The 22636-nt window shown below is 71.2% G+C and carries 21 protein-coding genes, 1 pseudogene and 1 riboswitch; of the genes and pseudogenes, 6 read left to right on the top strand and 16 right to left on the bottom strand.

From position 1 onward, the window contains the following. Positions 1–285: pseudogene (locus ACZ66Z_RS14965) on the top strand (PadR family transcriptional regulator); the annotation flags it as partial. A 20-nt stretch (positions 286–305) separates the two neighbouring features. On the opposite strand, the gene ACZ66Z_RS14960 reads toward ACZ66Z_RS14965, so the two are convergent. From ACZ66Z_RS14960 to ACZ66Z_RS14940, 5 genes are all read right to left on the bottom strand, one after another. Beyond that, entirely contained in the window at positions 306–1520 is a 1215-nt protein-coding gene (locus tag ACZ66Z_RS14960) for a hypothetical protein (RefSeq protein WP_469934389.1), read from the bottom strand. A 108-nt stretch (positions 1521–1628) separates the two neighbouring features. Further along, positions 1629–2660: a C40 family peptidase gene (locus tag ACZ66Z_RS14955; protein WP_469934388.1), complete on the bottom strand. Its 1032-nt coding sequence runs from the start codon at positions 2658–2660 to the stop codon at positions 1629–1631. Between the two features lie 195 nt (positions 2661–2855). Further along, complete coding sequence (locus ACZ66Z_RS14950; protein WP_469934387.1) at positions 2856–3890, bottom strand: C40 family peptidase; 1035 nt, start codon at positions 3888–3890, stop codon at positions 2856–2858. A 256-nt stretch (positions 3891–4146) separates the two neighbouring features. Then, positions 4147–5511 (bottom strand): NYN domain-containing protein, encoded by a 1365-nt coding sequence (locus ACZ66Z_RS14945; RefSeq protein WP_469934386.1) that lies wholly within the window; start codon positions 5509–5511, stop codon positions 4147–4149. Positions 5512–5544: 33 nt separating this feature from the next. After that, positions 5545–5787, bottom strand: coding sequence for a hypothetical protein (locus ACZ66Z_RS14940; RefSeq protein WP_055644001.1), 243 nt, complete (start codon positions 5785–5787; stop codon positions 5545–5547). A 160-nt stretch (positions 5788–5947) separates the two neighbouring features. Between ACZ66Z_RS14940 and ACZ66Z_RS14935 the strand changes: the two genes are divergently transcribed. Together ACZ66Z_RS14935 and ACZ66Z_RS14930 are read left to right on the top strand one after the other, a co-directional pair. Further along, positions 5948–6682, top strand: a complete 735-nt coding sequence (locus tag ACZ66Z_RS14935; protein WP_469934385.1) for a rhomboid family intramembrane serine protease — start codon at positions 5948–5950, stop codon at positions 6680–6682. Beyond that, positions 6679–6960 carry an Lrp/AsnC family transcriptional regulator gene (locus ACZ66Z_RS14930; RefSeq protein ID WP_017238849.1) on the top strand — a complete coding sequence of 94 codons (282 nt, stop codon included), beginning with the start codon at positions 6679–6681 and terminating at the stop codon, positions 6958–6960. Before ACZ66Z_RS14935 ends, ACZ66Z_RS14930 begins: the two co-directional genes overlap by 4 nt. A gap of 72 nt (positions 6961–7032) precedes the next feature. On the opposite strand, the gene ACZ66Z_RS14925 is transcribed toward ACZ66Z_RS14930, so the two are convergent. From ACZ66Z_RS14925 to ctaE, 6 genes are all read right to left on the bottom strand, one after another. Next, positions 7033–8427: an aminotransferase class V-fold PLP-dependent enzyme gene (locus ACZ66Z_RS14925; protein WP_469934384.1), complete on the bottom strand. Its 1395-nt coding sequence runs from the start codon at positions 8425–8427 to the stop codon at positions 7033–7035. Between the two features lie 209 nt (positions 8428–8636). Then, a riboswitch (SAM riboswitch) is annotated at positions 8637–8753 on the bottom strand. Between the two features lie 79 nt (positions 8754–8832). Continuing rightward, the gene (trpD, locus tag ACZ66Z_RS14920; RefSeq protein ID WP_469934383.1) at positions 8833–9897 is read right to left on the bottom strand and encodes an anthranilate phosphoribosyltransferase; all 1065 of its coding nucleotides are present in this window, start codon (positions 9895–9897) and stop codon (positions 8833–8835) included. A gap of 129 nt (positions 9898–10026) precedes the next feature. Then, positions 10027–11652: a cytochrome bc1 complex cytochrome b subunit gene (qcrB, locus tag ACZ66Z_RS14915; protein WP_469934382.1), complete on the bottom strand. Its 1626-nt coding sequence runs from the start codon at positions 11650–11652 to the stop codon at positions 10027–10029. Further along, on the bottom strand, positions 11649–12701 hold the full coding sequence (qcrA, locus tag ACZ66Z_RS14910) for a cytochrome bc1 complex Rieske iron-sulfur subunit (RefSeq protein WP_469934381.1): 1053 nt from the start codon (positions 12699–12701) through the stop codon (positions 11649–11651). Before qcrA ends, qcrB begins: the two co-directional genes overlap by 4 nt. Continuing rightward, the gene (gene qcrC / locus ACZ66Z_RS14905; protein WP_469934380.1) at positions 12698–13507 is read right to left on the bottom strand and encodes a cytochrome bc1 complex diheme cytochrome c subunit; all 810 of its coding nucleotides are present in this window, start codon (positions 13505–13507) and stop codon (positions 12698–12700) included. Before qcrC ends, qcrA begins: the two co-directional genes overlap by 4 nt. A 74-nt stretch (positions 13508–13581) precedes the next feature. Next, positions 13582–14202 carry an aa3-type cytochrome oxidase subunit III gene (gene ctaE / locus ACZ66Z_RS14900; RefSeq protein WP_469934379.1) on the bottom strand — a complete coding sequence of 207 codons (621 nt, stop codon included), beginning with the start codon at positions 14200–14202 and terminating at the stop codon, positions 13582–13584. A gap of 202 nt (positions 14203–14404) precedes the next feature. Here ctaE and ACZ66Z_RS14895 point away from each other — a divergent pair, with 202 nt between their 5' ends. Then, the gene (locus ACZ66Z_RS14895; protein ID WP_190157187.1) at positions 14405–14806 is read left to right on the top strand and encodes a DNA-binding transcriptional response regulator; all 402 of its coding nucleotides are present in this window, start codon (positions 14405–14407) and stop codon (positions 14804–14806) included. A 17-nt stretch (positions 14807–14823) separates the two neighbouring features. Here ACZ66Z_RS14895 and ACZ66Z_RS14890 read toward each other — a convergent pair whose 3' ends face one another. The 4 genes from ACZ66Z_RS14890 to ctaC all read right to left on the bottom strand — a co-directional run bounded on the left by ACZ66Z_RS14890 (position 14824) and on the right by ctaC (position 19293). Beyond that, positions 14824–16077, bottom strand: coding sequence for a L,D-transpeptidase (locus ACZ66Z_RS14890; RefSeq protein ID WP_469934378.1), 1254 nt, complete (start codon positions 16075–16077; stop codon positions 14824–14826). Positions 16078–16199: 122 nt separating this feature from the next. Then, positions 16200–16598, bottom strand: a complete 399-nt coding sequence (locus ACZ66Z_RS14885) for a cytochrome c oxidase subunit 4 (protein WP_190157189.1) — start codon at positions 16596–16598, stop codon at positions 16200–16202. Further along, complete coding sequence (gene ctaD / locus ACZ66Z_RS14880) at positions 16595–18331, bottom strand: aa3-type cytochrome oxidase subunit I (RefSeq protein WP_469934377.1); 1737 nt, start codon at positions 18329–18331, stop codon at positions 16595–16597. The genes ACZ66Z_RS14885 and ctaD overlap by 4 nt, the downstream gene beginning before the upstream one ends. Beyond that, positions 18328–19293, bottom strand: coding sequence for an aa3-type cytochrome oxidase subunit II (ctaC, locus tag ACZ66Z_RS14875; RefSeq protein WP_469934376.1), 966 nt, complete (start codon positions 19291–19293; stop codon positions 18328–18330). Before ctaC ends, ctaD begins: the two co-directional genes overlap by 4 nt. A gap of 462 nt (positions 19294–19755) precedes the next feature. Between ctaC and ACZ66Z_RS14870 the strand changes: the two genes are divergently transcribed. Beyond that, positions 19756–21141: an aminotransferase class V-fold PLP-dependent enzyme gene (locus tag ACZ66Z_RS14870; RefSeq protein ID WP_469934375.1), complete on the top strand. Its 1386-nt coding sequence runs from the start codon at positions 19756–19758 to the stop codon at positions 21139–21141. A gap of 105 nt (positions 21142–21246) precedes the next feature. On the opposite strand, the gene ACZ66Z_RS14865 is transcribed toward ACZ66Z_RS14870, so the two are convergent. Next, positions 21247–22221 (bottom strand): carbohydrate kinase family protein, encoded by a 975-nt coding sequence (locus ACZ66Z_RS14865; RefSeq protein WP_469934374.1) that lies wholly within the window; start codon positions 22219–22221, stop codon positions 21247–21249. 177 nt (positions 22222–22398) lie between these two features. Here ACZ66Z_RS14865 and ACZ66Z_RS14860 point away from each other — a divergent pair, with 177 nt between their 5' ends. Beyond that, positions 22399–22605, top strand: a complete 207-nt coding sequence (locus tag ACZ66Z_RS14860) for a hypothetical protein (protein ID WP_469934373.1) — start codon at positions 22399–22401, stop codon at positions 22603–22605. Positions 22606–22636 lie beyond the last annotated feature (31 nt).

Here is a 22636-nt window from a genome sequence, read left to right as displayed (position 1 = left end):
CGGCTGCGCACGCCCAAGGACGCCGAGATCACCGACGGCCAGCGCTGGTTCACCCTGCTCGCCTTCCTCGGGCACCTCCCCGACCGGGCGGACCAGGCGGCCGTCCTCCGCCGCCGCCAGGAGTTCCTGCTCACCCCGGCCAGCTTCTTCTACGAGGACGGGACCCCGCTCAGCGTCGAGCGGGGGCCCGACCTCTTCCGGCAGGGGATGCTGCGGATCGCCCGCGCGACGGGCACCGAGGAGAAGGCCTGGCTGACGGAGGCCCTCGACGTCCTGGAGGGGTAGGGCCCGGCCGGCAAGGCGCCCTAGCCCAGCCGCTCGGTCAGGTACGCGCGCCAGTCGGCGGTGAAGTCCTCCGGCGTGGTGTCCAGGACCTCCCGGAGCGCCTTCTCCACCGCGCCCTCCCGGGCCGGGTGCGCGCCCACCGCCCGGTAGAACGCCGTCAGCTCCTCCTCGCCCCAGCGGTCCGCGATCAGCTCGCAGGCCAGCCACCCGCCCTCGTAGGCCCGGGCCATCGCCTCCGCGTCACCGCCGAAGGCGAAGGCCCCGTCGGCGGGGAGCTCCGCCGGGAGGTCGCCGGCCAGGACCGCGCGGCGCAGCTCGGGGGCGGCCTGGGCGGCGGTGCGGTCGGTGCCCCGGTAGGCGGCCCAGTCGGCGAAGCCCTCGGAGAGCCAGACCGGAGTGGCCCCGGTGGTCTGGACGCGGGTCGCCACGTGGGTGGTCTCGTGGGTGAGGACCATCTGCCGGCCGAACGCGCCGAGCACCGCGTACGCGTCCGGGTTCACGATCACCCGGTCCGCGGGCGCCGTCGGCCCGCCGCCCGCCCGGCCGGTCGTGACGGCCGCGATGCCCCGGTAGGAGGCGGCCGGCCCGCCGAGGAGCCGGCCCATCGCCTCGATCGACGCCGGGACGAGGACCACGATCCGGCCCGCCCAGTTCCCGCGCCAGGCGTCCCCGACCGCGGGCACCGCCCGGTCCGCCGCCGCCGCGATCTCCCGCAGCCGCTCCGGGCTCTGCCCCACGCCCAGGACGAGGCTGCGCCGGCCGGTCACGGGGGTGACCTCGCCCTGCTGCCACAGCTGCTGCGGGGCGCCGTCGGCGGCGCGGTCACCGGTCACGTACCAGCGGCCGTCCCGCTCGGCGAGGTCGAGGACCCGCTCGGTGGTGGCGGGCCCGGAGTCGTAGCCCTTGATCCGGTAGCCGAGCTCGGCCCTGGCGGTGGCCCGGTCCCCGCCGGTCCGGTCGAGGTCGGTGACCCGGTACGTCCAGCCGCCCAGCGGGATCTTCGCGAGCCGGTCGAACTCGGTGCGCGCGGCCGGCGCGAGCGCGGGGTCGAGGGCCGCGAGGTAGCCGGCCTCGTCGCGGTCGAGCAGCGCCCGCGCGTGCCGGTCGAGCAGGTCCTGGACCTCCCCGGTCGCCGGTCCGGCCGGCTCGGGGGCCGCGCACCCGGCGAGGGCGAGCAGCGCGGCCAGCAGCCCCGCCGCCGCGCCGCGCGCCCCCGTGCTCCGCCGTCCCGCCACGCCCCCGATCGTACGGGGCGCCGAAGGGGCGCGGCCGGGGCTCCGCGCCCTCGGGCCCGTTCCCCCGGCCGCGCCCCGGAGGCGGGCGGCGAGAACGGGGCGGCGGCCTCAGACCCGGGTCACGGTCACGTGCGACATCATGTTCACCGGGTCGTAGCGGACCCGAGCGCCCGGGTACGGGGCGTGGATGACCTGGCCGTTGCCCGCGTAGATGGCCACGTGGCTGGCGTCGCCGCGGTACGTGACGAGGTCGCCCGGCTGCGCCTGCGAGAGCGGCACCTGCCGGCCCGCGTACCGCTGAGCCGAGGAGGTGCGGGGCAGGCTGATCCCGGCCTGCCGGTACGACCAGACCATCAGGCCCGAGCAGTCGAAGGCCGAGGGGCCGGTCGCCCCCCACACGTACGGCCTGCCGATCGCGCTGCGGGCGGCGATCACCGCTGCGGCGGCCCGCGAGGGACCGAGGTCGGCGAGCGGCGGCAGCTCCGCCGCAGGGCCCTCGGCCGGTCCCCCGGCGCGCTCCCCGGTGCGGGAGGCGCGGTCGTAGTCGGCGCGCTGCTCGACGGTGAGGGAGGCGAGCACCCGGCGGGCCTCGGCCAGCTTCCGCTCGACCGTGCGCTTGTGGCGGGCGACCTCGGCCCGGCTGCGCTCCAGGTCGGCGAGGACCGCGCGGGCCTCGCTCCGCCGCTGGCCCAGGCGGCGCTGCTCGCGCCGCAGCTCGTCGAGCGCGGCGCTCTGGCGGGCGGTGATCCGGTCCAGCGCGGAGGCCCGGTCCAGATAGCTGTCGGGGTCGGAGGAGAGCAGCAGGGCGAGGGCGGGGTCGATGCCGCCGGAGCGGTACTGGGCGCCGGCGACCGAACCGAGCGCGCCCCGCATGCGGTTGATGCGTTCCTGGCCGCGGGCGAGGCTGTCCTGTGCCTGGGAGACCGTCCGGCGCAGCGCGTCCGCCTTCTCGTCCGCCCGGTTGTAGCCCTCGGTGGCCTTCTCGGCCTCCTCGAAGAGCCGGTCGACCGTGGCGCGGGTGGCCGCGGGCGTGGGCCCGGGGTCGGCGCTCGCGGGGACGGCCCCGAGGGACGCCGCCGCGGTGGCCGCGGCGGCGGCGGTGAGGACGGTGACCCTCGCGGGTCGGCGGTGGGACGCCACGAATCGCGCTCCGTTCGGCTCGACGCAGACTGGCGCGGCAGACAGTAGCCGCTGATCAGTCCCCGACCAACGAAGGCGCCGGGCACACAAAGTGACGCCCCGCCGGAGAACACAGGTCACCGGCGGGGCGTCAGGTCAGTGCGCGTCACGACGAACCACCCGTTCGGGCGGTGTGCCGGAGCGGGTCGCGGCGGATCAGCCGACGCGGACGCCGAACATGAACCCACCGATGGTGTTCATGGACTCGTAGCGGACGTAGGCGCCCGTGTAGGGGGCGTGCAGGACCGTGTTGTTGCCCGCGTACAGGCCCACGTGCTGGAGGCCGTTGAAGAAGACCAGGTCGCCCGGCTTGAGCTGGCTGCGGCCGATCTTCACGCCGTCGTTCTGCTGGGTGTACGTGGTGCGGGTGAGGTCGACGCCGGCCTGGCCGTACGCCCACTGGGTCAGACCCGAGCAGTCGTACGAGTTGGGGCCTTCCATGCCCGAGGCGTACGGCTTGCCGATCTGGGTGGCCGCGGCGGCGAGGGCGTCGGCGCCGCGCTGCGAGGCCGGGACCTCGTGGCCCAGGTCGATGCGCTCGCCGGCGGCGCGGCTGGCGCGCTGCTCCTGCTGCTGCACCTTGGCGCGCTCTTCGGCGGTGAGGGTGTTGAGGAGCTGGCGGGCCTCGGCGAGCTTGCCCTGGAACTTCTTCTTCTTCTCGCCGAGGGTCTTGCGGACGTCCTCGAGGTCGGCCAGCTTCGAGGTGGCCTCGGCCCGCTCCTGGGCGAGCGTGCGCTGCTTGGCCTGGATCGAGGTGAGCACGTCGGCCTGCTGGGCGCTCAGCTGGTCGATCGCGGACGCCTTGTCGAGGTAGGTGTCCGGGTCGGCGGAGAGGAAGAGCTGGAGCGCCGGGTCGATGCCGCCGGAGCGGTACTGGGCGCTGGCGACCGAACCGATCTGGTCGCGCAGGGTGTTGAGCTCCTCCTGGCCGCGGGCCACCTTGTCCTGGAGGTTGCTGATCTCCTTCTGCAGCTTGCCCCGCCGCTCCTCGGCGAGGTTGTACTGCTCCGTGGCCTGCTCGGCCTCGTGGTTCAGCTTGTCGACCTTCGACTTGACCTCGTCGATCTTGGGCTTTGCGGGGGCCGCCTGTGCTCCGGACTGGGCGGAGAGCGCGACGGCGGCGGCCGCTGCCGCGGTGAACACGGTCACACGGGTACGGCTCGGCTGCTTGGGTCGACGGTGGGACGCCACGAAGGCGAGCTCCTTCTTCCTCAGAGCCGCCCGACCGGTCAGGACAGGCGGTTCCTCCGCTGCCACCCCGGATGGGTGATCAACCGCGCGAAGGTTCGAAGGCCGACCCTAGTGACCAAGTTGTGATCAGTTCAAATCCCGATGGCAAAAATCTCGCTCACGCACCACTTTATTTACATGCATCACACGGCCCGTGAGGGGCACTTGACGGTGCGCCACCCACAATCCGGGCATAAGGCGCAGGGGTTGCGATGCCTCACGAGAGGCGCGAAAGCCGCTTGAGCAACAAGGCGGACGCCACCGGGCGCGCCCCCGCCTTCGCGACGCCGTCGGCGACCTCGCGGTCGGTGGAGGCCACCACGACCGGCCGCCCCGGCGGCTCCGCCCGGACCAGCTGCCGGATCAACTCGTCCGCCGTGACACCCGGCTTGGAGAACAGCACCCGCACCCCGCGCGGCGGCGCGAGCAGCACCGGGGCCGCCAGCTCCGCCCCGTCGAAGACACAGGTGACCTCGGCCCCCGAGCGGGCCGCGAGCGCCGAGAGCCCGCCGAGCAGGCGCAGCCGCTGCTTCTCCAGCGGCATCGTCGGATAGCCGGTCTTGGTGACGTTGTAGCCGTCGACGACCAGGTGCGCCTGCGGCAGCGCGAGCAGCTGGTCGAGCAGCGCCGGGTCCGTCTCGGAGAGCGCCCGCGCCGCGATGTCCTTCGGGGACATCCGCCCCGGCTCCACCGCGTCCACGGTGTCCGCCGGATGCACTGAGACGGGCGGCAGCGCGAGTTCGCGACGCAGCCCCTGGGCCGCGTCGAGGACCGTGTCGAGCAGCAGCCGCAGCCGCATGTCCTCCACCGAGCGGCCCTCGCGGGCGGTCCTGCGGCTCGCCTCCAGGGCGGCCTCGACCTCGCCGAGCCGCGCCCTGAGCCGACGGGTCTCGCTCTCGGCGGCGGACACCTGCGCCGCCGCCTCGCCCCGCGCGGCCTCGATCTCGCCCTGCGCCTTGCGCAGCGCGGCCTCGCCGCGCTTGACGTCGCTCTGGGCGCTGCGCAGCTTGCGGTGAAGCGATTCCGCTTCCCTGCGGGCGGCCTCCAGGTCGTGCCGGAGCTGCTCGGTCTCGCTCCGGGAGCGGTCCCGGGCGACGGCGAGCTCCTCGCGCAGCCGCCGCAGCTCGCGCCGGCCGGCCTCGTCGGCCCGCTCGGCGTCGGCCCGCTGGGCCTCCTCGCCGGCGGCGGCGACGAGCTTGACCCAGCCGGGCGGGCGCAGCACGTAGGCCGCCGCCGCCACCTCGACGGGGTCGGCGGCCGCGGGCAGGGTGCCGGTCTCCACGGCTCCGGCCAGCTCGGGCTGGCCCTGCTTGAACCGTTCGCCGATCCGCTGGCGGAAGAGCGGGTCGGCGTCGAGCGCGGCGGCCATCGCGTTGCCGGCGAACTTGGCCCGCCGGCTCGCGGTGAAGCGGGCGTACTGCCGCAGGGGCGCGGGCAGCTCCGCGACGGTGAGGCCGCCGAAGGCGTCCGCGACCAGCGCGACGACCCGTCGCCGTACGCCTTCCGGCAATGGGTGGTCGAGCGTCTCGGCAGCGTCACCTGCCGCGCCGGCCGGCTCACCACCGTGCGCGGGCTGCTCCACGATCCGTCACCCCTATGTCGTCCGCGCCGTCCCTCAGGAGGCGGCGCCCGGCCTGTCCACCAGTTCGATCTGGTCCACCGCGTTGCACCAGCGGCAGCGGACCGACTCGATGGTCTCACTCACCACCTGTCGCTCCTCGACCGTCGGGTCCCCGGCGAGGTCCAGATGGACGTACTCCACGACCTTGGAGGAGCGGGTCACGTCGAAGCGGGTCAGGTTGCCGCAGAGCGTGCAGCGCCAGCGGGTCTCGTCGGTCGGCAGGGGAACCGTCGTCATCGGTGCCGTCCTTCTTCCTGTTGCGTGGTACCAGGTGCGGGAGCCGCGGTGCGCCGTCGAACTGCGGTCGGTGGTGCCCGTAACCCTACGGCCTCGCGGGGAGGGCGGGACACGGCGAGGCACTCTGCCCACTTCGGCCCCGGTACGCCATGATCTGTCCATGATCGACTGGCGAGGCGGAGTCCTCGGTGCCTGGCGGGGCCTCCGCGGCGGCCCCACGGTGACGTACGGACTGATCGCCGCCTGCTGTCTCCTCTTCGTGAGCAGCCCGGTCGCCGGACTCGATCCGGCGTACGGCACGGGCGACGGACTCCTGGCCGCCCAGGGCGCCTACTTCCGCCGCTGGGGCGTGATCCCCGCCGAGCTGACGGGCGGCGATCCGGGCGCCCTGCTCACTCCGCTGACCGCGCTCTTCGTCCACGGCAGCTGGCTCCACCTGCTCGGCAACATGCTCTTCCTGTACGTCTTCGGGGCGATGGCCGAGGAGCGGATGGGCCCGGTCGGGTTCTGCCTCTTCTACCTGGGCACCGGCTACGTGGCCCTGTCCGGGTACGCGGTGGCGCACGCGGACAGCGAGCAGACCCTGGTCGGGGCCTCCGGGGCGATCTCGGCGGTGCTCGGCGCCTTCCTCTTCCTCTTCCCGCGCTCCCGCGTCACCAGCCTCTTCCCCTTCCTCTTCTTCCTGCCGCTGCGCTTCCCCGCCTGGATCGTGCTGATCTTCTGGTTCACGCTGCAGTGGCTGGCCGCGCGGGCGGCGGGCGCGGGGCCCGGCGTCGCCTATCTGGCCCACGTCGTGGGCTTCTCGGTCGGCTTCCTCTACGCCTGGGGGCGCTTCCGCGGTGGGGATAGAGTGAAAGCCCAAGCCGCGGCGACCGAGGGAGAAAGCCAGCCGTGATCACCGCGATCGTGCTCATCAAGACCAGCGTGGACCGCATCCCCGAGATCGCCGAGTCGATCGCCGCGCTCGACAGCGTCAGCGAGGTCTTCTCCGTCACCGGTACGTACGACCTGATCGCCATGGTCCGGGTGCCGCGCCACGACGACCTGGCGGACGTGATCCCCGGTCGCATCAGCAAGATTCCGGGCGTCGAGGCCACGGACACGCACGTCGCCTTCCGGACGTACTCCCAGCACGACCTGGAGGCGGCCTTCGCCATCGGCCTGGAGTCCTGAACACCGCGCACGCGACACGGCCGAAGGGGGCCTCCCGACCGGGAGGCCCCCTTCACCCGTACGAGTGAGCGATCAGCCGCGGTCGGGGACGCAGCGGCCGTCCTCGGTGCGGTACTTCCACTGCGCGCCGTCCCGGACGAGCTCCTTGACCGCGCCGACGAACCGCTCCACGTGCTCGTCCGGCGTGCCGGCGCCGAAGCTCACCCGGATGGCGTTGAGGGAGCGCTCGCCCGGGTTCGCCTCGGGCGCGCCGCACTCGCCCGGGTCCTGCGGGTCGCTGCCGAGCAGGGTGCGGACCAGCGGGTGGGCGCAGAAGAGGCCGTCCCGGACGCCGATGCCGTACTCGGCGGAGAGCGCGGCGGCGAAGTGGGAGCTGTTCCAGCCCTCCACGACGAAGGAGATGACGCCCACGCGGGGCGCGTCGTCGCCGAAGAGCGAGAGCACGCGCACCTCGGGCACCTCGGCCAGGCCCTCGCGGACCTTCGCGATCAGGTGCCGCTCGCGGGCGACGAGGGAGTCGAAGCCGGCCTCGGCGAGCGCCTTGCAGGCGGAGGCGATCGAGTAGACGCCGATGACGTTCGGCGAACCGGCTTCGTGTCGGGCCGGGGTGGTGTGCCACTCCACGTCCACACCGCCGTCGGCCCGACGGGCCACCTTGCGGGACGCTCCACCGCCCGCGAGGTAGGGCTCGGAATCCTGCAGCCAGTCGGCGCGGCCGGCCAGGACGCCGGAGCCGAAGGGCGCGTACAGCTTGTGCCCGGAGAAGGCGACCCAGTCCACGTCCAGCTCCCGCACGGAGACGGGGTGGTGGGGGGCCAGCTGGGCGGCGTCGAGCACGATCCGGGCGCCGTGCGCGTGCGCGGCGGCGGCGAGCTCCTTCACCGGCCACAGCTCGCCGGTGACGTTAGAGGCGCCGGTGACGCAGACCAGGGCGGGGCCGTGGGGGTCACGGTCGGCGAGCGCGCGCTCCAGGGTCTCGACGGCCTGGGCCGGGGTGCGCGGCGCGTCGAGGTAGGTGACGCCGGCGTCCCTCCACGGCAGCAGCGAGGCGTGGTGCTCGGTCTCGAAGACGAAGACCTCGCAGCCGGCCGGGAGGACCTGGGCGAGCAGGTTCAGCGAGTCGGTGGTGGAGCGGGTGAAGACGACCTGGTCGCCGGGGCGGCAGTCGAGGAACTCGGCGACGGTGGCGCGGCTGTTCTCGAAGAGGTCGGTGGAGAGCTGGGAGAGGTAGCCGGCGCCGCGGTGGACGCTGCCGTAGTAGGGGGCGTAGGCGGCGACGTCGTCCCAGACCCGCTGGAGGGCCGGTGCGCTGGCCGCGTAGTCGAGCGCCGCGTAGGTCACCTCGCCGCCGGTGACGAGCGGGACGGTCACGTCCCGGCCGAGGACCGGCAGCGGGGCGTCGCAGCAGGGGTCGGCGGAATCGGCGGCGACGGTCGGGGCGGTGACGGCGTTCGGGCGTGCGGACATGGCGGTATCTCCCGGCGGGCGGTGCGGAATGGCTTCGGTGAATCCCGTACGCGGCCGGGTGCGGCGGGGTACGGGTGATGCCTCGGAGGACACGGGGGTACGCGGAAGGGACCCTGTTCCGAGGGTGAAGTAGGGGCGGAGTCGCCCTATCGCATTCGCTTGCTCACGGAAAAAGCTCCTCGACTGACCAGGACCCCTGGTGTTCGAGGGATCCGCGCTTGCCGTAGACCTCGCTGCCCACGGCCTGGTCATCACCCGGGGCACCCCGCCACGGAAGGAGGGTTGCCGGACAGCAAGCCGGGGCCAAAACGCTGTCACTCGTGACCTGTGGAGCATCCTGCCACATGATCGCCGAAGCGCACGACCCCGGTCCGCATGGTGGACCGGGGTCGTGCGCCGCACGGGTCACGCGTTGCTGGCGGCGACCCATCGCTCCAGGGACCGGAGGGCCGCGCCGGAGTCGATCGACTCGGCCGCCCTCGCGATGCCCGCGCCCAGCCGCTCCGCCAGGGTGCCCGTGCCGGGCTCCAGGGCGGTGAGCGCCGCCGCCGCGTTGAGCAGCACCGCGTCCCGCACGGGACCGGTCTCCCCCGCGAGCAGTCGGCGGGCCACGTCGGCGTTGTACGAGGCGTCGGCGCCGCGCAGGGCCTCCAGGGGGACGAGCTCGATGCCGACGTCCCGCGGGTCGAAGCGCTCCTCGGTGACGCCGCCGTCCCGGACCACCCAGACCCGGGAGGTGGCGGTGGTCGTCAGCTCGTCCAGGCCGTCGTCGCCGCGGAAGACCAGGGCGGAGTTGCCGCGCTCGGCGAGGACGCCGGCGACGATCGGCGCCATGCGCGGGTCGGCGACCCCGACGGCCTGGGCCTTCACCCGGGCCGGGTTGGTCAGCGGACCCAGGACGTTGAAGGTGGTCCGGATGCCCAGCTGGCCGCGGGCCGCGGCGACGTGCCGCAGCGAGGGGTGGAACTTCACGGCGAAGCAGATGGTGATGCCGGCTTCCTCGGCGACCTCGGCGACCCGTCGCGGGGTGAGGTGGAGGTTGATGCCGAGCTTCTCCAGGACGTCGGAGGAGCCGGAGGCGGAGGAGGCGGCGCGGTTGCCGTGCTTGACGACCTTCGCCCCCGTGCCGGCGACGACGATGGAGGCCATCGTGGAGATGTTGACGGTCTTGGCGCCGTCGCCGCCGGTGCCGACGATGTCGACGGCGGGGCCGGGCACCTCGATGGTGTTGGCGTGCGCGTACATGGTGCGGACGAGGCCGGTGATCTCCTGGACGGTCTCGCCCTTGGCCCGCAGCGCCACCATGAAGCCGGCGATCTGCGCGTCGGTCGCCTCGCCGCTCATGATCAGGTCCATCGCCCAGGCGGTGTCGTCGGCGGAGAGGTCCTTGCCGTCGAGCAGACCGTTCAGCAGGACGGGCCAGGAGCGGCCCGCCGACGTGGGTCCTCCAGCGGGGGTCGCAGCGCTCATGGCAGCTCCTGGTGATCACGTGACGGATACGGTCCCACCCTATCCACCCCCGGGGACGGCAAAGAGCCCCGTCCATCGAATGGACGGGGCTCCTGCCGTGGCGACCTTCAGGTCAGGCGTTCGGGGAGATCAGTGGTGGCCGTGGCCGCTCTGGATCTCCTTGTACTCCTCGACCGTGGGCTTGGCGACCTGGCTGTCGTCGCCGTAGTAGCCCTTGTTGAGCTTGACCCGGAGCTTCTCCATCGCGCCGATCTTGCGCTCCACGCCGTTCTCGTCGACGGCCGGCGGAAGCTCCGCGGCCTCGTACTGCTCGTGCGCGGTGAGGCGGTGCAGCTCGCCCTGGCTGAGCGGCTCGTGGACCTCGACGAACTCACCGTGCGGCAGGCGCTTGATGATGCCCGACTCGCGGCCGTGCAGCACCTTGTCCTTGTCGCGGCGCTGGAGGCCGAGGCAGATCCGCTTGGTGACGATGAACGCGATGACCGGACCGAGGAAGAAGAAGATCCGCACGAACCAGGTGATCGAGTTCAGCGACAGGTGGAAGTGGGTCGCCCAGAGGTCGTTTCCACCACCCACGAGCATGATCATGTACGCGGTGATCCAGGCGACGCCGAAGGCGGTGCGCGTCGGAGCGTTGCGCGGGCGCTGCGAGATGTGGTGCTCGCGCTTGTCGCCGGTGATCCAGGACTCGATGAACGGGTAGACCGCGATGGCCGCGAGGACCGCCGGGAAGATCGCCAGCGGGATCATCACGCCGAGGACCAGCGTGTGGCCCCACAGGTTGATCTCCCAGCCCGGCATGACGCGGATCAGACCCTCGGCGAAGCCCATGTACCAGTCGGGCTGGGCGCCGGTGGACACCTGGTCCGGGCGGTACGGGCCGATGGCCCAGATCGGGTTGATCGAGGCGATCGCCGCGACGACCGCGATGACGCCGAAGACCAGGAAGAAGAAGCCTCCGGCCTTCGCCATGTACACGGGCAGCAGCGGCATGCCGACGACGTTGTTGTTCGTCCGGCCGGGGCCGGCGAACTGCGTGTGCTTGTGGACGACCACCAGGATGAGGTGGGCGACCACGAGGCCCAGCATGATGCCGGGGAGCAGCAGCACGTGCGCCGAGTAGAACCGGGCGACGAAGTCGCCGCCGGGGAACTCGCCGCCGAACAGGAACATCGACAGGTACGTGCCGAGGACCGGCACGGACAGGATCGCGCCCTGCATGAAGCGGACACCGGTGCCGGAGAGCAGGTCGTCCGGGAGCGAGTAACCGGTGAAGCCGGTGAACATGCCCAGGAAGAACAGCAGGAAGCCGAACAGCCAGTTGATCTCACGCGGCTTGCGGAACGCGCCGGTGAAGAACACGCGCATCATGTGCACGAACATGCCGGCGAGGAAGATCAGCGCCGCCCAGTGGTGGATCTGCCGGATCAGCAGACCACCGCGCACCTCGAAGGAGATGTGCATGGTCGAGTTGAACGCCTCGGACATCAGCTGTCCCTGGAGCGGGACGTACGGTCCGACGTACTCCACCTCGTTCATCGACGGGTGGAAGAACAGCGTCAGGTAGACGCCCGTCAGGATGATGATGAGGAAGCTGTAGAGGCAGATCTCGCCCAGCATGAAGGACCAGTGGTCCGGGAAGATCTTCCGCATGTTGGCCTTGGCCAGCGTGTAGATCCCCAGGCGGCCGTCGGCCCAGTCCGCGACCCGCTCACCGGCGGGCGCCTTCTTCTGCGTGTTGGTCACGGTGCTCATCCGCGCTCCCAGAATGCCGGGCCGACGGGCTCGTCGAAGTCGCCGAGCGCCTCGAGGAAGCCCTTGTCGTTCACACCGATCCGCAGCTGCGGAAGGGGGTGACCGGCCGGGCCGAAGATGACGCGGGCGCCGTCGGAGAGGTCGAAGGTGGACTGGTGGCACGGGCAGAGCACGTGGTGCGTCTGCTGCTCGTACAGGGAGATCGGGCAGCCGACGTGGGTGCAGATCTTCGAGAACGCGACGATGCCCTCGTGGGACCACTCGAGCTCGCGCTTGTCCTTGATGTCCTCCGGCTGGATCCGGACGATCATCAGGGCGGCCTTGGCGATCTGGACCTGGAAGTGCTCGTCGTGCTCCGAGAGGCCCTCGGGCATCGCGAAGGTCAGCGAACCGACCGCGACGTCCTCGGGACGCAGCGGCTCGTGCGTGTTCATGTTGATGAGCTGGAGCCCCTTGGCCCACATGGTGGTCCGGAGCTTCTTCTCGGGCAGCGGGCCCATGTCGCGCAGCAGGACGATGCCGGAGAGCGGCACGAGCGTCAGCGCGCCGAACATCGTGTTGCGGATGAGCTTGCGGCGGCCCATGCCCGACTCCGCGGCGCCGGCCGCGAAGTCCGCCATGACCTGCGCCTTGACCTCGGGCGACGCCTGAATCGGGTGACGCTCGTCGGCGACCTCGACGTCGGACATCAGGGTGCGGCCCCAGTGGACCGCGCCCGCGCCGATGAAGAAGAGGGCGGCACCGAGGGTCAGACCCAGGGCGAAGTTGAGCGCGGACACGTGGCCGAAGGGCCAGATGTACACGATCTCGTCGACCGGGAAGATCACGTACGAGGCGATGAAGCCGATGGTGGCCAGCATCGACAGCGTGAACATGAAGGCGACCGCACGCTCGGACCGGCGGGCGGCCCGCTCGTCGATGTCCTGGATGCGGGGCTTGTGGGGCGGGAGGCCCGGGTCGGCGAACGGGTCGTCGGCGACCGTCACCGCGCCGTGCGCGGTGTCCTGCCCTGCCGGCAGGTTCTCTTCTGGAATCTCTTGGCTACTCATGACTTCTTGGCCTTAGCGGTGTGGGCCGCGACCCAGACGGCAACTGCGATCAGCGCGCCCAGGCCGAAGACCCAGGCGAACAGGCCCTCGCTGACGGGGCCGAGGCCACCGAGCTTGAGACCGCCCGGGCTCTCGGACGAGTCGCTGTTGACGGCCTGGACGTACGCGATGATGTCCTTCTTCTCCTTCTCCGGCATCGTGGTGTCGGGGAAGGAGGGCATGTTCTGCGGGCCGGTCTGCATGGCCTCGTAGAGGTGCTTCGGGTCCACGCCCTCGAGGTTGGGGGCGTACTTGCCGTAGGTCAGCGCGCCGCCCTCACCGGTGAAGTTGTGGCACTGGGCACAGTTGGTGCGGAACAGCTCGCCACCCTTGGCGACGTCGGCACCGTCAGGGCTGTACTGGGCCTCGGTCGGCTTGATCGGGCCGGCGCCGAGGGAGGCCACGTACGCCGCGAGCTGATCGATCTCGGCCTGCGAGTAGATGACCTTCTTCTTCGGGACCTGGGCGCCCGGCTGCTGGGCCGGCATGCGGCCCGTGCCGACCTGGAAGTCCACGGCCGCCGAACCCACGCCGACCAGGGAGGGGCCGTCAGAGGTGCCCTGACCGCCGGTTCCGTGGCAGCTGGCGCAGCCGACGGAGTAGAGCTTCTTGCCCTCCTCGATGGCGAGGGACTGGGCGGTGTCATCGGCCTTCGCCGTGCCCGCGGGCGCGAACGCGGCGTACAGCCCCCCCGTGGCCGCCAGCGCGAGAAGTAGGACGACGACCGCCGCCAGCGGATGGCGTCGTCGTGCGGAGAGCTTTTTCACGGATTACCCCGGTGTCAGGATCTTCTGCGTCGATGCTTGCTGGATGTCTCGGTCCGCCGTGGAGGCGGAGCCGATTACTTGATCATGTAGATCGTGGCGAAGAGGCCGATCCAGACGACATCGACGAAGTGCCAGTAGTAGGACACGACGATGGCGGCGGTTGCCTGCTCGTGAGTGAACCTCTTGGCGGCGTACGTCCGGCCGAGGACCAGCAGGAAGGCGATGAGACCGCCCGTCACGTGCAGGCCGTGGAAGCCGGTGGTCAGGTAGAACACCGTGCCGTACGGGTCCGAGGACAGCGAGAGGCCGTCCTTCTTGACCAGCTCGGTGTACTCGAAGACCTGGCCGCCGATGAAGATCGCACCCATCACGAACGTGATGATGAACCACGTCCGGAGCTTCTTCACATCGCCCCGCTCCGCGGCGAAGACGCCGAGCTGGCAGGTGAGGGAGGAGAGCACCAGGATCGTGGTGTTGGTCGCTGAGAACGGGAAGTTCAGGGCCGAGGACTTTTCTGCCCAGAACTCGGCACCCATCACCGATCGCAGGGTGAAGTACATCGCGAAGAGGGCCGCGAAGAACATCAGCTCGGAGCTCAACCAGATGATGGTTCCGACGCTGGTGAGGTTCGGTCGATTGACCGACGGGTGCGCGTGCCCTGTTTCTACTGTCGTTACTGTCGCCACGACCGACATTATGTCGGTCGCTTATCCCGCCCTCACTCCGGGGGGTGCCGTTCGGAGTGTCAGAGGGGTGTGTCCAGCCCGAACGGCCCATCGCCGGGGCCCCGGAGCACCGTTCGAACAGGTGTTGAACGGGTGTTGACGGGGTAGGGAGCGGAGTAGCATCCGGCGCATCGATCGACGACCTTCCCACGGACTTCCCCACGGAGGAACGATGCAGTCGAGTGCCACGGTCCTGGTCTACAGCGACGACGCGAACACCCGCGCGCAGGTGCGGCTCGCGGCCGGACGCAGGCCCGCGACCGACGTTCCCCCGGTCGAGTTCGTGGAGTGCGCGACGCTGCCCGCGGTGCTGAAGCGCCTGGACGAGGGCGGGATCGACGTGTGCGTGCTCGACGGCGAGGCGGTGCCCGCCGGGGGCATGGGGGTCTGCCGACAGATCAAGGACGAGGTCTTCCGCTGCCCGCCGGTGCTGCTGCTGATCGGGCGCCCGCAGGACGCCTGGCTGGCCACCTGGAGCCGTGCGGACGCCGCGGTCACCCTTCCGGTGGAACCGGTCGAGTTCGCGGCGTCCCTGGCGGCCCTGCTGCGCTCGCGCCTGTCGATCGGCGCCTGAGCCGGTCGGGCCCCGCCTCAGACCGAGGGCCGCAGCCGGGCCTTCTCGGTGGAGGCCACCGGGACTCCGGCGGCCTCCACCAAAGCGCTGCCCTGACGCCACTTGTCCCACTCCATGTTCCAGTCGCCGAAGCCGTTGCCGAAGGTGTCCATCGTGTCGCCGATGCTGTTGACGACGCGGACGACGTCGCCGGGGCGGACGGTCTTGTAGAACCAGGCGGCGTTCTCCGTCGACATGCCGACGCAGCCGTGGCTGACGTTCTCGATGCCCTGGGAGCCGACGGACCAGGGCGCGGCGTGCACGTACTCGCCGCTCCAGGTCACCCGGGTGGCGTAGTACACGGGCAGGTCGTACGAGTCGGAGCTGCCCTCCGCGATGCCGACGGTGGTGCTCCGCATCCGGACGTAGTACTCCTTGCCGAGCACGACCTTGATGCCGTTGCGGGTGGAGAAGCCGGGCTTGCCGGTGGTCACCGGCATGGTGTTGATCACTTCTCCGTTGCGCTTCACGGTCATCTGGTGCGCGCCGGCGTCCGCGACCGCCTCGATCCGGTCGCCGATGGTGAGCTTCAGCGGTTTGGACGCGCCGCCGTAGAGCTTGTCGCCGACCTTGAGGCCGTCCAGGTTGCCGGTGGCCGTGACGAGCGCCCCGGCCGGCCAGTACTCCTTCGGACGGAAGTGCAGTTTCTTGTCGTCGACCCAGTACCAGGCGCCCTCGACGGCGGGTGTGGAGCGGACCTTGAGGGCCCGCTCGACGACCGCGCGGGCCGCCCGGTCCTTGACGGGGAGGCTGAGCTCCGCCGTGATGGGCTGCCCGACGCCGTACGTGCCCGCCTCCGGCCCGAAGGTCACGGTCAGGGCCCGTTTGGCCGGAGCCGTCTCGAAAGTGAACGTACGGGCGCCCGGAGCGCCGTCCTCGTCCTCGGTGGCCACCCGTACGGTGTAGCGGGCGCCGGCCGCCAGGGCCGCCGTGGAGCGCCAGCGCCGGCCGTCCGCGGTGAGCTCGCCGGCGAGGTGGTGCCCGGAGGCGTCGGTGGCCGTGACGTCGGTGATCCGGCCGTCGCCGTCCTTGGCGGTGATCTCCAGGGGCTTCTCGGGGTCCGCCTTGGCACCGTCGGCGGGAGCGTTGACCGCGAGCTGGTCCGCCGCGTCGTAGGTCTTCTCCGACAGCGGGTGGCCGTCGGAGCCCGAGCACGCGGAGGTGCCCGCGGTGACGGTGACGGCCAGAAGGGTGCAGCTCAGAACAGTCCGAATGCGCGGCGTGTCGTTCATGACCTCACGCTAAGTACGTTCCTCGCGACCGGCGCGCCGAGTGCTGCAAAAGAGGGGCCCGGACGCTTCGGTGACGAAGCGTCCGGGCCCCTCGGTGTGCTCCGGTGCGGAGCGGGGTATGCCTACTGGTTCTGGTTCTCGCCGCGGTAGAACTCGAAGACCCAGCCGAACAGGCCGACGAGGATCAGCGGGGCGGAGAAGTACAGGATCCACCAGCCCATCGCGATCCCGAGGAAGGCGAGCGCGCCACCGACGGCCAGCGAGAGCGGCTGCCAGCTGTGCGGGGCGAAGAAGCCCACCTCACCGGCCTCGTCCGCGACGTCGGCCTCCTTGTCGTCCTGCGCCATCGCGTCGACGCGCTTGGCCGTGAAGGCCAGGTAGTAGCCGATCATGATGGCCAGGCCGAAGGCCAGGAAGAGCGCCGTCGTGCCGACCGGCTCCTTGGACCAGACGCCGTAGAGGATCGCCATGGCAAGGATGAAGACGCTCAGCCAGATGAACATCTTGCCCTGGATCTTCACTTGCCGGCCTCCTTGCTGCCCGTGAGGGCCGCGGCCTCGTGCGGCTTGTTCTCGAGCTGGTCGAGAGCGGCGATCTCAGGGTGGTGCAGGTCGAACGCCGGGGATTCCGAACGGATCCGCGGCAGGGTGAGGAAGTTGTGCCGCGGCGGCGGGCAGGAGGTCGCCCACTCGAGCGAACGGCCGTAGCCCCACGGGTCGTCGACCTCGATCTTCTTGCCGTACTTGGCGGTCTTCCAGACGTTGTAGAGGAACGGCAGGATCGACAGGCCGAGCAGGAACGAGGAGATCGTCGAGATCGTGTTCAGCGTGGTGAAGCCGTCGGCGTCGAGGTAGTCCGCGTAACGACGCGGCATGCCCTCGGCACCCAGCCAGTGCTGCACCAGGAAGGTGCCGTGGAAGCCGATGAACAGCGTCCAGAACGTGATCTTGCCGAGGCGCTCGTCGAGCATCTTGCCGGTGAACTTCGGCCACCAGAAGTGGAAGCCGGAGAACATCGCGAAGACGACGGTGCCGAAGACGACGTAGTGGAAGTGCGCGACCACGAAGTACGAGTCGGAGATGTGGAAGTCCATCGGGGGCGAGGCCAGGATGACGCCGGTCAGACCACCGAAGGTGAAGGTGATCAGGAAGCCGACGGCCCAGAGCATCGGGGTCTCGAAGGACAACGAGCCCTTCCACATCGTTCCGATCCAGTTGAAGAACTTCACGCCGGTCGGTACGGCGATGAGGAACGTCATGAAGGAGAAGAACGGGAGGAGCACGCCACCGGTGACGTACATGTGGTGCGCCCACACGGTCACGGACAGACCGGCGATCGCGATCGTCGCGGCGATCAGACCGATGTAGCCGAACATCGGCTTGCGGCTGAAGACCGGGATGACCTCGGAGATGATGCCGAAGAACGGCAGGGCGATGATGTACACCTCTGGGTGTCCGAAGAACCAGAAGAGGTGTTGCCAGAGCAGGGCCCCGCCGTTGGCCGCGTCGAAGACGTGGGCACCGAACTTGCGGTCCGCCTCCAGGGCGAACAGCGCGGCCGCCAGGACCGGGAAGGCGAGCAGGACCAGGACACCGGTCAGCAGCACGTTCCAGGTGAAGATCGGCATGCGGAACATCGTCATGCCCGGAGCGCGCATGCAGATGATCGTGGTGATGAAGTTGACCGAACCGAGGATCGTGCCGAAGCCGGAGAAGGCCAGACCCATGATCCACATGTCGGCGCCGACACCCGGCGAGCGGACGGCGTCCGACAGCGGGGAGTAGGCGAACCAGCCGAAGTCGGCCGCACCCTGCGGGGTGAGGAAGCCGGCCACCGCGATGATCGAGCCGAAGAGGTACAGCCAGTACGCGAACATGTTCAGCCGCGGGAACGCCACGTCGGGCGCGCCGATCTGGAGCGGCATGATCCAGTTCGCGAATCCGGCGAACAGCGGCGTCGCGAACATCAGCAGCATGATCGTGCCGTGCATCGTGAACGCCTGGTTGAACTGCTCGTTCGACATGATCTGCGTACCCGGACGGGCCAGCTCGGCGCGCATGAAGAGCGCCAGGAGACCGCCGATGCAGAAGAAGGCGAACGACGTGACCAGGTACATCGTGCCGATGGTCTTGTGGTCGGTGGTGGTCAGCCACTTCACCACGACGTTGCCGGGCTGCTTGCGGCGTACCGGGAGCTCGTTCTCGTACGAGTCCTCAGCCGCTGCCGCCCCGTGGGGTTCGTTGAGGGTGCTCACAGCTGCTTCTTCTCCGCATTCCTGGCCGGGTCCGTCTGCTCGATGCCTGACGGGATGTAGCCGGTCTGCCCCTTCTCCGCCAGCTCCTTCAGGTGCTGCTGGTAGCGCTCCGGAGAGACCACCTTGACGTTGAAGAGCATCCGGGAGTGGTCGACACCGCAGAGCTCGGCGCACTTGCCGAGGAAGGTGCCTTCCTGCGTCGGGGTGACCTCGAAGGCGTTGGGGTGGCCCGGGATGACGTCCTGCTTCATCAGGAAGGGAACCACCCAGAAGGAGTGGATCACGTCACGCGAGGTCAGGACGAACCGGACCCTCTCGCCCTTGGGGAGCCAGAGCGTCGGTCCCGGGTTGCCGGTCTGGGGGTTCCGGTCGCCGGGGATGCCGGCGTCGTAGACGCCGCCCGCGTTCTCCGGGAACTGGACCTTGTAGCGATCCGGAAGCGTCGCCAGGTTCTTGTCCGTCTTGGCGTCGCCCTGCACACCGGGCACGTTCTCGACGTAGTTGAAGCCCCAGCTCCACTGGTAGCCGACCACGTTGACCGTGTGAGCCGGCTTCGGGGTGAGCTTGAGGAGCTCGGACTCGTCGCGCGCGGTGAAGTAGAAGAGCACCGAGACGATGATGAGGGGGGTGACCGTGTACAGCGCCTCGATGGGCATGTTGTAACGGGTCTGCGGAGGTACCTCGACCTTGGTCCGGCTGCGCCGGTGGAAGATGGTGGCCCAGAGGATCAGGCCCCACACCAGGATGCCCGTGATCAGGGCGGCGGCCCAGGAGCCCTGCCACAGGGAGAGGATCCGAGGCGCCTCTTCCGTGACGGGGGTGGGCATGCCAAGGCGGGGGAAGTCTTCCCAGTTGTACGAGCAGCCGGTGGCTGTCGCCAGGATCAGGCCCGCAGTCAGCACCTGCGGCAGCTTCCGCCGCATCGGGCGCCGCGACGAGCGGTCGGAGCCGTTGGGACTCACGTAGCGCCTTCCCGAGAGTCTCGGCCCGCAGTGGTCGGCCACGGCCGTCCGTCTCGCTGGTCGGTCGCCGCCCCGGCCGCGGGCAGGGGTTTGGATGTTTATGCGGACCAAACCCTACTGGACGCTATTTGGGGTCGCGCGGGGAGGGTGCCCAACGCGCCGTCCGAGCCCCCGAAGGGGTGGACTCCGTCCTTCCGGAGGAGCACCGGAGGCGCCCGTTCGGCGGGCTGACGCCCCGGAGGGAGGGGCTTCTGACGGGGGCTCATCCGGGGGTGGGGCGGGGGCGGGCGTCCGCGCCCGGGGCGACGGGCGGCGTCCGCGCCGGGGGTGGCGGGGGCGTCCGCGCCGGGGGTGGCGGGGGCGCTCGTACGGGGGTGACGGGGAGCGTCCGTCCCCGGGGGCGGGGGCGCTCGTCCCCGGGTCGTCGGGGGGACGGTCGTCCCCAGGCCCTACCGTGGGCGGATGCCGTACTTCGACGCCGCGTCCGCCGCCCCGCTGCACCCCGTCGCCCGTCAGGCGCTGCTCGCCTCCCTCGACGAGGGCTGGGCCGACCCCGCCCGGCTGTACCGGGAGGGGCGGCGCGCCCGGCTGCTGCTCGACGCGGCCCGGGAGGCCGCCGCGGAGGCCGTGGGGTGCCGTCCGGACGAGCTCGTGTTCACTCCTTCGGGGACGCGCGCGGTTCACGCGGGAGTCTCCGGCGCGCTCGCGGGACGTCGGCGTGTCGGAAACCGGCTCGTCGTCTCCGCGGTCGAACACTCCTCCGTCCTGCACGCGGGCGAGACGCACGCGGCGGCGGGCGGCACGGTGACCGAGGTGCCGGTGGGCCGGTCGGGCGCGGTGGACGCGGACGCCTTCGCGGCCGCGCTCGTCCCCGGCACGGCCCTGGCCTGCCTCCAGTCGGCCAACCACGAGGTGGGGACCGAGCAGCCGGTGGCCGAGGTCGCCGAGGCCTGCCGGACGGCGGAGGTGCCGCTGCTCGTGGACGCGGCCCAGTCGCTGGGCTGGGGTCCGGTGGACGGCGGCTGGTCGCTGCTCGCGGCGAGCGCGCACAAGTGGGGCGGGCCCGCGGGGGTCGGGCTGCTCGCCGTGCGGAAGGGGGTCAGGTTCGCGCCGCAAGGGCCCTCGGACGAGCGGGAGTCGGGCCGGGCGCCGGGCTTCGAGAACCTGCCGGCGATCGTGGCGGCGGCGGCCTCGCTGCGGGCGGTCCGGGCGGAGGCGGCGGCCGAAGGGGCGCGGCTGCGGGCCCTGGTGGACCGGATCCGGGCACGGGTGCCCCGGCTGGTGCCGGACGTGGAGGTGGTGGGCGACGCGGTGCGCCGGCTCCCCCACCTCGTCACCTTCTCCTGTCTGTACGTCGACGGGGAGACGCTCCTGCACGAGCTGGACCGGGAGGGTTTCTCCGTTTCATCCGGTTCGTCGTGTACGAGTTCGACGCTGACGCCCAGCCACGTGCTGCGCGCGATGGGGGTCCTGAGCGAGGGGAACGTCCGGGTGTCGCTGCCCGTGGGGACCTCGGAGGAGGACGTGGACCGTTTCCTGGACGTGCTGCCGGGTGTGGTGGCGGGGGTGCGGGAACGGCTCGGGGCCCCCGCCTCCGCCCCGTCGGCCCCGTCGGCCCCGGGCTCGCTCGTCGTGGACTCCCTGGGCAAGCGGTGCCCGATCCCGGTGATCGAACTCGCGAAGGTCATCGGCGACGTGCCGGTGGGCGGGACGGTGACGGTGCTCTCGGACGACGCGGCGGCGCGGCTGGACATTCCGGCGTGGTGCGAGATGCGGGGGCAGGAGTACGTGGGGGAGTCGGCGGGGGCGGGGGGCGGGACGGCGTACGTGGTCCGCCGGGTCTCGTAGCCCGCCATGTGGTCGCCGGGTCTCGTAACCCGCCGGGACGGCGCCCCGGCGCGCCCCGCCGGGTGCGGGCCCCCGGGCGGGGGCCCGCACCCGGCGGGGGTGGGGTCAGAGGAGGTGGGACTGGACCTCCGTGGCCGCCTCTTCGCCGTACGCCTTCGTGAACCGCTCCATGAAGTTCGCCCGCCGCAGCGTGTACTCCTGCGTCCCCAGCGTCTCGATCACCAGCGTCGCCAGCATGCAGCCGACCTGCGCCGCCCGCTCCAGCCCGACGCCCCAGGACAGGCCCGTGAGGAAGCCCGCGCGGAAGGCGTCGCCGACGCCGGTGGGGTCGACCTTGGCCGTCTCCTCGGGGCAGCCGACCTCGATGGGGGTCTCGCCGACCCGCTCGATGCGCACGCCGCGCGAGCCGAGCGTGGTGACGCGGTGGCCGACGCGGGAGAGGATCTCCGCCTCGGTCCAGCCGGTCTTGGACTCGATGAGGCCCTTCTCGTACTCGTTGGAGAAGAGGTAGGTGGCGCCGTCGAGGAGGGTGCGGATCTCCTCGCCGTCCATGCGCGCGATCTGCTGCGAGAAGTCGGCGGCGAAGGGGATGGACCGGGTCCGGCACTCCTCCGTGTGGCGGAGCATCGCCTCGGGGTCGTCGGCGCCGATGAGGACCAGGTCGAGGCCCCCCACGCGGTCGGCGACGGCCTTGAGCTCGATCAGCCGGGCCTCGCTCATCGCGCCGGTGTAGAAGGAGCCGATCTGGTTGTGGTCCTTGTCGGTGGTGCAGACGAAGCGGGCGGTGTGCAGGACCTCGGAGATGCGCACCGAGTCGGTGTCGACGCCGTGCCGGTCGAGCCAGGCGCGGTACTCGTCGAAGTCGAAGCCGGCCGCGCCGACCAGGAGGGGGCGGCTGCCGAGCTGCCCCATGCCGAAGCAGATGTTGGCGGCGACGCCTCCCCGGCGGACGTCCAGGTTGTCGACGAGGAAGGAGAGGGACACCGTGTGGAGCTGGTCGGCCACGAGCTGGTCGGCGAACCGGCCGGGGAAGGTCATCAGGTGGTCGGTGGCGATGGAGCCGGTGACTGCGATACGCACGGCTGGGTGCTCCTGCGGAATTCAGTAGGGGCGCGCGGGGCGCTCGAACGGAGGTGGTGACGGGCGGCGGAGAGAACGACAGTTCACGCTACCGGGTGGGGGGCGTCCTGCCGAACAGTGGAAACTACCCCAGAGTAGGGCTTTTCCCCGGGGCGGTGCGGTGCATACGGTGCGCCCATGACCACGTACCCCGCTCCCCGTGAGCGTCACGAGTCCGAGTTGAGCCTCGCCCAGCTGCGCGGGGACGGCGCCCGGATGGCTCCCCACTGGGTGGCTCCGGACGGCCCGGACCCCGTTCGGGTCTCCCCCGCGTCGATCCACGGGGTCGTCGTTCCGGCGGCCTCGGCCCGGCTGATCGACGCCACCGTCGAGTACGGCGGCTGACGGACGGAACCGTCCGCGCGTCCGCTCCGTC

The organism is Streptomyces sp. NPDC107498 (assembly GCF_055582805.1).
Note: the sequence above shows the minus strand (reverse complement) of the source record. Positions and strands in the feature narration are given on the sequence as shown.